At 75.9% G+C, this 14,574-nt stretch carries 1 protein-coding gene; it reads right to left on the bottom strand.

Annotated features, from left to right (window positions below; translation table 11 throughout):
• Positions 1 to 13: 13 nt before the first annotated feature.
• Positions 14 to 14,554: an SDR family NAD(P)-dependent oxidoreductase gene (locus CP983_RS04430; RefSeq protein ID WP_444545305.1), complete on the bottom strand. Its 14,541-nt coding sequence runs from the start codon at positions 14,552 to 14,554 to the stop codon at positions 14 to 16.
• Between the last annotated feature and the right edge of the window lie 20 nt (positions 14,555 to 14,574).

Here is a 14,574-nt window from a genome sequence, read left to right on the forward strand (position 1 = left end):
GAGTTGCGACCGCTCAGCGGTCGGTGGGTCGGCCGATCTCGCTGTCGATGAAGGCGATGAGGTCTTCGGCGCCGGCGGCGTCGAGGCGCTTGCGCACGTCGTCGCCCGCGCCCTGCCGTTCGGCGCCGTCGTCGGTGATCCGGGCCAGCAGGGCCCGCAGCCGGGCGGCGGTGCCGGTGCGGGCGGCGGGGTCGAGGCCGTCCGCGTCGAGCGCGCCGGTCAGGGCCGTGTCCAGGCGGTCGAGTTCGGCGTGCAGGGCGTCGGCGGGTGCTGTCGGGCCGCGGCCGAGCCGGTGGGCGAGGTGCTCGGCGACGGCCAGCGGGGTGGGGTGGTCGAAGACGAGGGTGGCCGGGATGCGCAGGCCGGTGACGGTGCCGAGGCGGTTGCGCATCTCCACGGAGGTCAGGGAGTCGAAGCCGAGGGCCGCGAACTCGTCGTCGGCGCCGATCTGTTCGGGCGTGTCGTGGCCGAGCACGGTCGCGGCCTCGGTGCGCACCAGGTCGGTGAGGTGCCGGGTGCGTTCCTGGGGGCGCAGTCCGTCGAGGCGGGCGGCGAGTTCGGCGGCGCGGTTGCGGCCGGCGGCGGTGCGGCGGCCGCCGATCAGTCCGCGCAGGACGGGCGGCACCGGTCCGGCGAAGGGCAGGGCCGCGCCGGTGCGGGCGGCGGTGCGCATCAGCACGGGCCGGGCGTCGTCGCGGGCGGTGGCCGCGTCGAACAGGGCGAGGCCCAGTTCGGGTTCGAGGGGCGGGGTGCCGGAGCGGTTCATGCGCCGGATGTGGTCCTCGCCGAGTCCGCCGGTCATGCCGGCGCTGTGCGCCCAGGGGCCCCAGGCCAGCGAGTGGGCGGGCCGTCCGGTGGCGGTGCGGTGCTGGGCGAGGGCGTCGAGGAAGGCGTTGGCGGCGGCGTAGTTGGCCTGGCCGGGGCTGCCGACGACGCCGGCGGTGGAGGAGTACGTGACGAACGCGTCCAGGTCGAGGTGGGCGGTGGCGCGGTGCAGATGCCAGGCCGCGTCGGCCTTGGGCCGCAGGACGGTGTCGAACCGGTCGGGGGTGAGGGCGTCCAGGACGCCGTCGTCCAGAACGCCCGCGGTGTGGACCACGGCGGTCAGCGGGTGCTCGGCCGGGATGCCGGCGATCAGGGCGGTCACGTCGGCCGGGTCGGCCACGTCGGCGGCGGCCAGGGTGACCCGGGCGCCGTGGACTTCTAGTTCGTCGCGGAGTTCCGTGGCGCCCGGGGCGTCGGGGCCGCGTCGCCCGGCGAGCAGCAGGTGGCGTGCGCCGTGGGCGGTGACCAGGTGGCGGGCGAGGATGCGGGCCAGGCCGCCGGTGCCGCCGGTGATGAGCACGGTGCCGTCGGTGCGCCAGCCGGCCGGTCCCGGGGTGGCTGTGGCGGCGGCGTCGGGCACGCGGGCGAGGCGCGCCACGCGCAGGCATCCGTCGCGCACCATGAACTGCTCCTCGTCCGTGTCCGGCAGGGCGGGCAGCACGGACGTGGTGGACGCGCCGCCGTCGGCGTCGACGAGGAGGAACCGGCCGGGGTGTTCCATCTGGGCGGACCGCACCAGGCCCCAGACCGCCGCGGCGGCCGGGTCGGTGACGTCCGCGCCGTGGGGTGCGACCGCGCCGCGGGTGAGGAACACCATGCGGGTGCGGGCGAACCGGTCCTCGGCGAGGAACTCCTGCGTCAACGTCAGTGCGCGGTGGGTCAGTTCGTGGACCGCCGCGGCCGCGTCGGCGCGGCCCGTGAGCGGGACGGCGAGCAGCCGCACCGGCGCGTCGTCACCTTCTCGCAGTTCGGCTAGGGACTTCACTGGTTCCGCGAGCGGTCCGAGGGCGAGGGCCGGGTCGGTGTCGTCGTCGGTGAGGACGTACCAGGGGGCCGGTGCGGCGGGCACGGCCGGGACGGGCCGTTCCTCCCAGTCCAGGTGGAACAGGGAGGTGCGCAGGTCGGGTCCGGCGGCGGGGGCGTCGGCGGGCCGCTGTGCGGGGCGCAGGGCGACCGAGCGGGCGGTGAGGACGGGTGCGCCGGAGGGGTCGGCGGCGACGAGTCGGCGTGTGTCGCCGCTGCCGGTCAGCCGGATCCGCAGTTCGGTGGCCGATACGGCGTGCAGGGACACCTCGCCCCAGTCGGCGGCGAGCAGCCGCTCGGGCTCGGCCTGTCCGGGCTCGGTGACGAGGTGGGCGGCGTGCAGGGCGGCGTCGAGGAGCACCGGGTGCAGTCCGAACCCGGCGTGTTCGCCGGTCTCCTTGGGCAGGGCGAGTTCGGCGTACAGGTCGTCGCCGTGCCGCCAGGCGGCGCGCAGGGCGCGGGCGGCGGGGCCGTGTTCGACTCCGGCGTCGGCGAGCCGGTCGTAGAGGTCGTCCAGGGCGAGTTCGGTGGCGTCGGGCGGAGGCCACTGACCGGCGGCGTACCGGGTGGTGTCGGGTGCGGGGGCCGGTGGCTCGGCGGTGAGGCGGCCGTGGGCGTGCTCGGTCCACGCGGCGTCCGGTTCGTGGGCGGGCCTCGTGTGGCACCACAGGCGGCGGGCCCCGTCGTCGCCGGGGGCGCCGATACGGAGCTGGAGCTGGAGGGCGCCCTGGTCGGGCACGGTCACCGGTTCGGTCAGGGCGAGTTCGTCGACGTGCGGTGTGCCGACCTGGTCGCCGGCGCGTACGGCGGCCTCCACCAGGGCGGCGCCGGTCAGCCTGACCGTGCCGTCCACGGCAGAGCCGTCCAGCCAGGGGTGCAGGGTGCGGGACAGGGTGCCGGTGAGGACGAGGTCCCCTGCTCCGGCGACGGGCAGCGCTGCGCCGAGCAGGGGGTGATCGGTGGCGGCGAGGCCGAGTCCGGTCGCGTCGGCGGAGCGCAGGGAGGCGGTGGGCCACAGCCGGCGCCGCTGGAAGGGGTAGGTCGGCAGGTCGTGCAGGCGCCGGGCGCCCGTGCCGGCGTACAGGGCCGTCCAGTCGACCGTGACGCCCTGGACGTGCAGCGCGGCGAGCGCGGCCACCGTCGACGCCTCCTCGGGACGGTCGCGGCGCAGCAGCGGTACGGCGACGGCGGCGGGTGCGAGGTCGGCGACGAGGGAGGTGAGGCCGCCGTCGGGGCCGATCTCCAGGAAGGCGTCGGCTCCGGTGCCGGCCAGCGTGCCGATGGCGTCGGCGAAGCGGACGGGTTCACGCAGGTGGCGCACCCAGTACTCGGGGGAGGCGAGGTCGTCGCCGGCCGGGGCGCCGGTCGCGGCGGACACGAACGGGATGCGGGGCCGGTGGTGGGTGAGGGTCGCGGTGACGGTCCGCAAGTCGTCGAGCATCGGGTCCATCAGCGGGGAGTGGAAGGCGTGGGACACGTCCAGTCGACGGGTGCGGCGGTCGCCGAGCCGGGCGAGGACGGCCTCCACGGCGGGTTCGGCGCCGGACAGCACGAGGGCGTTCGGGCCGTTGACGGCGGCGACGGCCACGTCCGAGGTGAGGAGGGGCAGCGTCTCTTCCTCGGTGGCGGCGACGGCCACCATGACGCCGCCGGGCGGCAGTTCGCCCATCAGGCGGGCGCGGGCGCAGACCAGGGCGCAGGCGTCGTCGAGGGTGAGGACGCCCGCGACATGGGCGGCCGCGATCTCACCGACGGAGTGCCCGGTGACGCACTCAGGTGTGACGCCGAGGGACGTCACGAGGCGGTGCAGGGCGATCTGGAGGGCGAACAGGGCGGGCTGTGCGTGCTCGGTGCGGCGCAGTGTGTCGGGGTCGTCGCCCCAGACGATGTCGCGCAGGCCGGGCGGGAGATGGCCGAGCACCTCGTCGAAGGCTTCGGCGAACACCGGGAACCGGTCGTACAACTCCCGCCCCATGCCCGGCCGTTGCGCACCCTGTCCGGAGAAGACCAGGACCGGGCCGCGTTCGGCGGCGGTGCCGCGCACGGTGTCGCCGTCGGCGAGGAGCACCGCGCGGTGGGCGAAGTGCGAGCGGGCGGCGAGGGAGTGGCCCACGTCGCGCGGGTCGCGGCCGCGCGCCCAGTCGGTCAGCGCGGCGATCCGTGCGTCGAGGGTCTCCTCGGTGCGGGCGGACACCGGCCAGGGCGCGAGGGTCGCTTCCGCGCGGGCGGGTGTGGTCTCCGACGTCTCCGGCTCGGGTGTCGGCGCGCCCTCGATGATGACGTGTGCGTTGGTGCCGCTGATCCCGAACGCGGACACGGCGATCCGCGCCGGCCTGCCCGTCTCGGGCCACTCGGTGGTGTCGGTGAGCAGGGACAGGGCCCCGGAGGACCAGTCGACACGGCTGGAGGGTGTGCCGGCGTGGAGGGTGCGGGGCAGCCGGCCGTGGCGCAGCGCGAGCACCGACTTGATGACCCCGGCGACTCCGGCGGCGGCCTGGGTGTGGCCGATGTTCGTCTTCACCGACCCGAGCAGCAGGGGCCGTTCGCGGTCGCGGCCGTAGGTGGCGAGCAGCGCCTGGGCCTCGATGGGGTCGCCGAGCCGGGTGCCGGTGCCGTGTGCCTCGACGGCGTCGACGTCGGCCGGGGTGAGGCGGGCGCTCGCGAGGGCCTGGCGGATGACGCGCTGCTGGGAGGGGCCGTTGGGAGCGCTGAGGCCGTTGGAGGCGCCGTCCTGGTTGACGGCGGAGCCGCGCACGACGGCCAGCACCTCGTGACCGTTGCGCACGGCGTCCGAGAGCCGCTCCACGACCAGCATGCCGATGCCCTCGGACCACACGGTGCCGTCGGCGTCGTCGGAGAACGCCTTGCAGCGGCCGTCCGCCGCGAGGCCGCCCTGGATGCTGAAGCCGACGAAGCTGACCGAGGTGGTCATCACGGTGACGCCGCCGGCCAGGGCGAGTTCGCACTCGCCGCCGCGCAGCGCCTGGGCGGCGAGGTGCAGCGAGACGAGGGACGAGGAGCAGGCCGTGTCGACGGTCAGCGCCGGGCCTTCCAGGCCGAACACGTACGCCAGCCGGCCCGAGATCACACTCGCGGCGAGGCCGGTGCCGAGGTGGCCGCCGATGTCCTCGCGGGCGCGGGTGGCGAGGTGGACGTAGTCCTGGCCGTTGGTGCCGACGAAGACGCCGGTGCGGCTGCCGCGCAGCGCCTCGGGGTCGAGTCCGGCGTGTTCGAACGCCTCCCAGGAGGTCTCCAGGAGCAGCCGCTGCTGCGGGTCCATCGCGAGGGCCTCGCGGGGGCTGATGCCGAAGAAGCCGGGGTCGAAGTCGGCGGCGTCGTACAGGAATCCGCCACGGCTGGTGGCGCTGCTGCCGGGGCCGGTGCCGTGCAGGGTGTCGAGGTCCCAGCCGCGGTCGTCCGGGAAGGGTCCGGTGCCGTCGCGGCCGGCGAGCATCAGCTCCCAGAACTCCTCGGGGGTGCTGACGTCGCCGGGGAAGCGGCAGGCCATGCCGACGATAGCCAGCGGCTCGTCCGGTGCGACGGGCGCGGCCGATGCGGCCGACCGGCCGGCGGTGTCCCCCAGCAGTTCGGCCAGCAGGTGCGCGGCCAGTCGGCGCGGGCTCGGGTAGTCGTAGACCGAGGTCGCGGGCAGTTGGAGACCGGTGCCGGCGGTGAGCCGTCTGGCCAGCTCCACGGCGGTGAGCGAGTCCATGCCCAGCCTGCCGAACTCGTGGTCGGGGTCGATCTCGTCGCTGCCGCGGTGGCCGAGGACGGCGGCTGTTTCCGTGCGCACCAGCCCCAGCAGATGTCGTTTGCGCTCCTCCGGGCCAAGGGCGGTGAGCCGCGCGGCAAGCCCCTCCTGGGGGACGGCCGGTTCGGTCCGGGGGACGGGCCGGGGGGCGGCGGGTCCGCCGTCGGGCCAGTGGCGCTCCCGCTGGAAGGGGTACGTCGGCAGCTCGACGCGGCGTCCCCCGGTGCCCGCGCCGACGGCTCGCCAGTCGACGGGTACGCCCGCGGCGTGGAGCGTGGCGAGCGCCCCGATCACGGTGTCCTCCTCGCCCCGGTCGCGGCGCAGCAGCGGGGTGGCGACGCCGTCGGCCGGGCCGGTGGCGAGGACGATGCCGCTGAGCACACCGGACGGGCCGGCCTCCAGGAAGGCCCCGGCGCCCGCGGTACGCAGGGCGTCCACCGCGTCGGCGAACCGCACGGTCTCCCGGGCGTGCCGCACCCAGTACTCCGCCGAGCACAGTTCCTCCGGCTCGGCGACACGGCCGCTGAGGGCGGACGCCACCGTCATCCGGGGCGCGTGGAACTCCAGTCCGGCCAGGGCCTGCCGGAAGTCGTCCAGCATCGGCTCCATGAGCGGCGAGTGGAAGGCATGGGACACGGCTAGGCGGGTGTGTCGCCGCTCCCCGAGGGCGGTGACGACGGCGGTCGCCTCGTCCTCGGTGCCGGAGACGACGACCGCGGTGGGGCCGTTGACCGCGGCGAGGGAGACGCCGTCGGTGAGCAGTGGCCGTACCTCGTCCTCGGTCGCCTCGACCGCGATCATCACGCCGCCCGGCGGCAGCGCGGCCATCAGCCGGCCCCGGGCCGCCACCAGCGCGCAGGCGTCCTTGAGGGAGAGGACTCCGGCGACATGGGCGGCGGCCACCTCGCCGACGGAGTGCCCGGTGACGTGTCCGGCGGTGACGCCCCAGGATTCCAGCAGCCGGAACAGGGCCACCTCTACGGCGAACACGGCGCTCTGGGCGTGGTCGGTGCGGCTCAGCAGCACCTCGTCCGTGCCCCACATCGCGTCCCGGACGGCCGGGTCGAAGTGGCCGAGGACCTCGTCGAGGGCGGCGGCGAACTCCGGGAAGCGGGCGTGCAGTTCGTGGCCCATGCCGGGGCGCTGGCTGCCCTGGCCGGGGAAGACGACGGCGAGGGAACGGTCGGCGGCGAGGCCGCGGGCGAGTTCGGTCGTGCCGTCGGGGTGCAGGACGGCACGGTGTTCGAGGCAGGCACGTCCGGCCAGCGTCCAGGCCACGTCGCGGGCGTCCAGCCCTTCGGCGGCGGCCCGGATCCGGGCGATCTGGGCGTCGAGGGCTGTTTCGGTGCGGGCGGAGATCACCCACGGGAGCCGCGCGGTGGGCGTCGAGCGGTCCGGCTCCGGTGCGCCCGGCGGGGGCCCGTCCTGCGGCGGCTGTTCGAGCAGGACGTGTGCGTTGGTGCCGCTGATGCCGAAGGAGGAGACGCCCGCGCGGCGGGGTCGGCCGGTGTCCGGCCAGGGCACGTTGCCGGTGAGGAGTTCGACCGCGCCGCTCGACCAGTCGACGTGCCGGGACGGCGGGTCGGCGTGCAGGGTGCGGGGCAGGACGCCGTGCCGCATCGCCATCACGGTCTTGATGAGTCCGGCGGCGCCTGCCGCGGCCTGGGTGTGGCCGAGGTTGGACTTCACGGAGCCGAGCAGCAGGGGCCGTTCGCGGTCCTGGCCGTAGGTGGCGAGCAGGGCCTGGGCCTCGATCGGGTCGCCGAGGCTGGTGCCGGTGCCGTGGGCCTCCACGGCGTCCACGTCGGCGGGGGTGAGCCCCGCGTTGGCGAGGGCCTGGCGGATGACCTGCTGCTGGGAGGGGCCGTTGGGCGCGGTGAGCCCGTTGGAGGCACCGTCCTGGTTGACGGCGGAGCCGCGCACCACGGCGAGGACCTCGTGCCCGTTGCGCACGGCGTCCGACAGCCGCTCCACGACGAGCACCGCGACGCCCTCGGACCACCCGGTGCCGTCGGCGCCGTCGCCGAAGGCCTTGCAGCGGCCGTCGGCGGCGAGGCCGCCCATGCGGGAGAACCCGGCGAAGCCCACCGGCGTGGACATGACGGTGACCGCTCCGACGAGGGCGAGTCCGCACTCGCCGCCGCGCAGCGCCTGCCCGGCGAGGTGCAGGGCGACGAGGGAGGAGGAGCAGGCGGTGTCGACGGTGAGGGCGGGGCCCTCAAGACCGAACACGTACGCCAGCCGGCCGGAGGCGACGCTGGTGTTGAGGCCGGTGGTGGCGTGGGCCTCGACGTCGACGGCGGACTGCATGACGAGGGTGCCGTAGTCCTGGCCGCTGAGGCCGACGAAGACGCCGGTGCGGCTGCCGCGCAGGCCGTGCGGGTCGAGGTCGGCCCGCTCCAGTGCTTCCCACGCGGTCTCCAGCAGGAGCCGCTGCTGCGGGTCCGTCGCCACGGCCTCGCGCGGGGAGATCTCGAAGAACGCGGCGTCGAACTCGCTCGCGCCGCGCAGGAATCCGCCCGCGACGCCGTCGGCGGAGGCGACGCCGGTGTGCTTCTCCCAGCCCCGGTCGTCGGGCATGCCGGAGATGGCGTCGCCGCCGGCGGCGACGAACTCCCACAGTTCTTCGGGCGAAGTGATGCCGCCGGGATAGCGGCAGGCCATGCCGACGACGGCGAGCGGCTCGTCCGTGGGGCCGGTAGCGGACGCGGCCGGTGTCGCGGGGGCGTCGCCGACGGCGCCCTCCTCGATGAGTTCACCGAGCAGGTGGACGGCGAGCCGGCGTGGCGTGGGGTAGTCGAAGACCAGCGTGGCGGGCAGTTGGAGGCCGGTGGCGGTGGCCAGCCGGTTGCGCAGCTCGATCGCGGTGAGCGAGTCCACGCCGAGCCGGCGGAACTCGCTGTCTGCGTCGACGGCGTCGCTCGTGCCGTGCCCCAGCACACCGGCCGCTTCCGCCCGCACCAACTCGACGAGGTGGCGGCGGCGTTCGTCGGGCCGTTGTCCCGCGAGCCGGTCCATGAGGGCGCCGCGTGTCACGGTTCCGCTGCCGGCGGTGCGTCGCCCGGGGCGGACGAGGCCGCGCAGCAGCGCGGGGACGGGGACGCCCGGGGGCAGGGGTGTGCCACCCACGGGCAGCGGGGCGAGGGCGGCCGCGTCGGTGGCGAGGGCGGCGTCGAGGAGGGCGAGGCCCTGCTCGGCGGTCAGGGGCGGGAGCCCGAGGGCGGAGACGCGGTCCCGGTCGCGGTCGGCGAGCGCCGCGGTCATGCCGCCGCCGTCCTGTTCCCAGCCGGGCCAGCGCAGCGCCAGCGCGGGCAGGCCGTGCGCGCGGCGGTGCTCGGCGAGCGCGTCGAGGAAGGCGTTGGCGGCGGCGTAGTTGGCCTGGCCGGGGCTGCCCATCAGGCCGGCGGTGGACGAGTACAGCACGAACGCGGCCAGGTCCAGGTCGCGGGTCTGCTCGTGCAGTTGCCAGGCCGCGTCGGCCTTCGGCCGCAGCACGGTGTCCAGCCGGTCGGGTGTGAGGGCGTCCAGCACGCCGTCGTCGAGGACGCCCGCCGTGTGGACGACCGCTGTCAGGGGGTGCGCCGCGGGGACGGCGTCGAGCAGGGCGGCCACGGCGCCGGGCTCGGTGAGGTCGCAGGCGACGAGGTCGACCTCGGCGCCGTGCGCGGCGAGTTCCCCGGCGAGTTCGCGGGCGCCGGGCGCGTCCGGTCCGCGGCGGCCGGCCAGCAGCAGGTGCCGTGCGCCGTGCCGGGTGACGAGGTGGCGGGCGAGGAGGCTGCCGAGGCCGCCGGTGCCGCCGGTGATCAGGACCGTGCCGTCAGGGTTCAGGGCGGGCGGCAGGGTGAGGGCGAGTTTGCCGGTGTGCCGGGCGAGGCTCATGAAGCGGAACGCCTCGGCGGCCCGCCGCACGTCCCAGGACCGCACCGGCAGGGGCCGCAGGACGCCGTCGGCGAACAGCGTGTCGAGGGCGGTCAGCATGCGCCGGATGCCGTCGGGGTCCACCCAGCCCAGGTCGAAGGGCTCGTAGCGGATGCCGTCGGGGACGGTGTCCGCGGCGCGCAGGTCGGTCTTGCCCATCTCCAGGAACCGGCCGCCGGGTCCGAGGAGTCGCAGCGAGGCGTCGACGAACTCCCCGGACAGGGCGTTGAGGACGACGTCGAGGCCGACTGCCGAGAACCGGTCGGCGAAGCCGGTGTCGCGGGACGAGGCGATGTGGTCGTCCGGCAGGCCCAGTCCGCGCAGGACGGGCCACTTGGGCTCACTGGCGGTGGCGAAGACCTCCGCGCCGAGGTGGCGTGCGAGCTGGATCGCGGCCATGCCGACACCGCCGGCCCCCGCGTGCACGAGGACCTTCTCGCCGGGCCTGACGTCGGCGAGTTCGACGAGCGCCCGGTAGGCGGTGAGGAACACCAGCGGCATCGAACCGGCCGTCTCCCAGGACCAGTCGGCGGGTACGGCGGTCAGCTGCCGTTCGTCCACGACGACACTCGGCGCGAAGCCACCGGCGACCATGCCCATCACGCGGTCGCCCGGCCGCCACAGCTCGGCCCCGGGACCCGTCTCCACGACGACACCGGCGGCCTCGGAGCCCAGCAGCCCGGCCTCGCCCGGGTACATGCCGAGCGCGCTCAGCACGTCCCGGAAGTTGATCCCGGCGGCCCGCACCGCGATCCGTACCTGCCGCCCCGTCAGCTCCTGCTGCTCGCAGGGCGTCAGCGCGAGCCCGTCCAGGCTGCCGCGTTCGGTCACGTCCAGCCGCCACGGCCCGGTCACCGGCGGCACGAGCGAGTCGCCCGCGCCCCGCGCAAGCCGCCCGACCCGCAGTTCCCCGTCGCGCAGGACGGCCTGCGGTTCGGCGTCGTCGAGGAGGGCGGGCAGGGCCGGCAGCAGCGCGGCGGAGGCCTCGTCGGTGTCCACCAGCAGCAGCCGGCCGGGGTGTTCGGCCTGCGCGGACCGGACCAGTCCCCATACGGCGGCGCCGCCCAGGTCGGTCACGTCGTCGGCGTCGGTCGCGGCGACGGCGCCTCGCGTGACCAGCAGCAGCCGGGAACGGCGGAAGCGGTCGTCGGAAAGGAAGTCCCGCAGCAGGGCGAGCACTTGGCGAGTGGCGGCACGGGCCGCCTCGGCACCCTCGCCCGCCCCGGCGACGGAGACCACGAGGTGCCGCGGAGCCCGCTCCCCCGACAGCGCGTCCGCGCCCTCGCCCGGCCCGCCGACAGGAACCACGACGTGCCGCGTAGCCCGCTCCCCCGACAGCGCGTCCAGCGTCGGCACCTGCGCTGCGCCCTCCAGATGGGCCGCGAGCCCGAGCAGGTCCTCGCCGACCAGTGCCCAGCCGCCCTGCGCGGCGGCCGGCACCTCGTGGTGCTGCCACTCCAGGCGGAACAGCGACCCGGCCGGGTCGGGCAGGGCGGGCGTGGCGGCGGCGTCGGGGGCGGCGCGCAGGGTGAGGCCGGCGACGGAGACGACCGGGGCGCCCTGTGCGTCGGCGGCGTCGACCACGACGGTGTCCGGTCCGGTGCGCAGCAGCCGGGCGCGCAGCAGTCCGGCGCCCGAGGCGTGCAGGGTCACATCGCGCCACTCGAACGGCAGCAGGCGCTCGGAGTCGTGGTCCAGGGCGGCCGCGTGCAGGACGGAGTCCAGCAGGCCGGGGTGCACGCCGTACTCGCCGGTGTCGCCGACCGAGGCATCCAGGGCGATCTCCGCGAACAGTTCCTCACCGCGCCGCCACAGGGCGCGCAGTCCTCGGAACGCGGGGCCGTACGCCAGGCCGACGGCCTCGTAGCGGTCGTAGCGGTCGGTTATGTCGACGGCCTGCGCGTCGCGCGGCGGCCACTCGGCGGCGTCGAAGCGGGCCGGTTCGGCGGGGTCCGGTGCGAGCCGGCCGGTGGCGTGCAGGGTCCACGGCGCCTCGGGCCGGTCGGCGGGGCGGGAGTGGAACCACAGCTCGCGGCGCCCGGTCCCGTCCGGCCCGCCGACCTTCAGCTGGACCTGCACGGCACCCTCGTCGGGCAGCACGAGCGGTACGGCGAGGGTCAGTTCGGCGACGCGGGCGCAGCCCACCTGGTCCCCGGCGCGGATCGCCAGTTCCAGGAAGCCGGTGCCGGGGAAGAACAGCATGCCGCCGACGCGATGGTCGGCGAGCCAGGGCTGTACCGCGGTGGAGAGCACGCCGGTGAGCACGAGGTCGTCGGAGCCGGCGACGACCATCGCGGCGCCGAGCAGGGGGTGCCCGACCGCTTCGAGCCCGGCGCCGGTCACCTCCAGGGTGCGGGCGCCGCCGGCCGGCCAGTACCGCTCGCGCTGGAAGGCGTACGTCGGCAGGTCCACGCGGCGGGCGCCGGTGCCGGCGAAGAACGCGGCCCAGTCGACGGAGACGCCGTGGACGTGGATCCCGGTGAGGCCGGTGACGAGCGCGGGCTCCTCGGGCCGGTCCCGGCGCAACAGCGGCTGCACCAGGACCTGTTCGGGCAGGCAGGCGTGGGCGGCGGCGGACAGTACGGCGTCCGGGCCGACCTCCAGGAAGGCGGTGGCCCCGGCTTCGGCGAGCGCTGTGACACCGTCGGCGAAGCGCACGGTCTCACGTACGTGCCGTACCCAGTACTCCGCCGAGCACAGCTCCTCCGGCTCGGCGATCAGGCCGGTGAGTCCCGAGACGACGGCCAGGTCCGGTGCGTGCCACGTGAGCCCCTCGGCGACCTCGCGGAAGTCGTCCAGGATCGGGTCCATCAGCGGTGAGTGGAAGGCGTGGCTCACCGCGAGCCGGGTGTGCCGCCGCTCCCCCAGCGCCGCGAGCACCCGCTCGACATCCGCCTCGGCGCCCGAAAGGACCAGCGCGCGCGGCCCGTTGACCGCGGCCACCGCCACGCCGGGTGTCAGCAGCGGCCGTATCTCGTCCTCGCTCGCCTCGACGGCGACCATGACGCCGCCCGGCGGGAGGGCCGCCATGAGCCGGCCGCGGGCCGTCACCAGAGTGGCGGCGTCCGCGAGGGACAGCACGCCAGCCACGTGCGCGGCGGCGATCTCACCGACCGAGTGCCCGGCGACGAACTCGGCGCGCACGCCCCAGGACTCCAGCAGCCGGTAGAGCGCGACCTCTACGGCGAACAGCGCGGCCTGGGTGTGGTCCGTGCGGTTCAGCAGCGCCTCGTCCGTGCCCCACATGACCTCGCGCAGCCCGGGGTCGAAGCAGGCCAGCGCCTCGTCCAGGGCGGTGGCGAACACCGGGAACCGGGCATGGAGTTCACGGCCCATGCCGAGCCGCTGGCTGCCCTGACCGGAGAACAGCAGGGCCAGTCTGGGCCGGCCGGTGACCTGGCCGTGGCGGGTGCCGGGGCCGGTGGGGTCGGCGAGCGCGGCGGGCGTGCGGTCGACCGCGGCGGTGCGGTGGTCGAGGGCGGCGCGGGTGACGGCGAGGGAGTAGGCGACGTCGATGGGCCGCAGGTTCTCGTCGTCGGCGAGGAGGTCGCGCAGTCGGGCGGCCTGGTCGCGCAGGGCGGCCGGGGTGGCGGCGGACAGCAGCCAGGGCAGGACGCCGGGGGTGCGGGCGGGGGCCGTCGGCCCGGGCCGCGGCGGGGCGGGCGGGGCCTGTTCGAGGATGACGTGGCTGTTGGTGCCGGTCACGCCGAAGGAGGAGACGCCGGCGCGGCGCGGGTGGCCGGTGTCGGGCCAGGGCCGCTCGGTGGCGAGGACCTCGACCTCGCCGGACGTCCAGTCGACGAGGCGGGTGGGGGTGTCGGCGTGCAGGGTGCGCGGCGCGATGCCGTGCCGGATCGCCATGACGGTCTTGATGACGCCGGCGACCCCGGAGGCGGCCTGCGCGTGCCCGAAGTTGGACTTCACCGACCCCAGCAGTAAGGGCCGTGCGCGGTCCTGGCCGTAGGTGGCGAGCAGGCTCTGTGCCTCGATGGGGTCGCCGAGCGGGGTGCCGGTGCCGTGGGCCTCGACGACGTCGATGTCGGCGGGGGTGAGGCGGGCGGCGGCGAGGGCGGCGCGGATGACGCGTTGCTGGGAGGGGCCGTTGGGGGCGGTGAAGCCGTTGGAGGCGCCGTCCTGGTTGACGGCGGAGCCCCGGACGACGGCCAGTACCTCGTGGCCGTGGCGTTCGGCGTCGGAGAGCCGCTCCAGCAGCAGCACCCCGGCGCCCTCGGCCCAGCCGGTGCCGTCGGCGCCGTCTCCGAAGGCCTTGCAGCGGCCGTCCCGGGCGAGCCCGCCCTGCCGGCTGAACTCGACGAGCGGTCCGGGTGTCGCCATCACGTTGACACCGCCGGCCAGCGCCAGGGTGCTCTCGCCGCCCCTCAGTGACTGGCAGGCCAGGTGCAGGGCGACGAGGGAGGAGGAGCAGGCCGTGTCGACGGTCAGCGCGGGCCCTTCGAGGCCGAGCGTGTAGGAGAGCCGTCCGGACAGGGCGCCGGCGCCGATGCCGCTGCCGACCTCGCCGTCGGCGTCGGACAGGGAGCGCAGTACGAGATGGGCGTAGTCCTGGCCGTTGGTGCCCATGAAGACGCCGGTGCGGCTGCCGCGCAGGGTGGTGGCGTCGAGGCCGGCGCGTTCGATGGCCTCCCAGGAGATCTCCAGCAGCAGGCGCTGCTGGGGGTCCATGCGCTGTGCCTCGCGCGGGGAGATGCCGAAGAAGGCGGCGTCGAAGTCGGTGACGCCGTCGAGGAAGCCGCCGCGGGTGCTGAGTTCGTGTCCGTGCTCGTCGGTCCCGGCGCCGTTCAGCGCGGTGAGGTCCCAGCCGCGGTCGGCGGGCAGCGCGGACACGGCGTCGGTGCCGTCGGTGACGAGCCGCCACAGGTCCTCCCCGGAGCGCACGCCGCCGGGGTAGCGGCAGCCGATGGCGACGACGGCGATCGGCTCCGCCGCGGCGGCGGCCAGCTGCCGGTTCTTCCTGCGCAGACGGTCGACGTCCTTCATGGCGGCCCGCAGGGCCTGGACGACCTGCTCGCTGGGCATCGTGGTCATGGCTGGCTCCG

It is taken from the genome of Streptomyces chartreusis, from assembly GCF_008704715.1.
Lineage (GTDB): Bacteria > Actinomycetota > Actinomycetes > Streptomycetales > Streptomycetaceae > Streptomyces > Streptomyces chartreusis.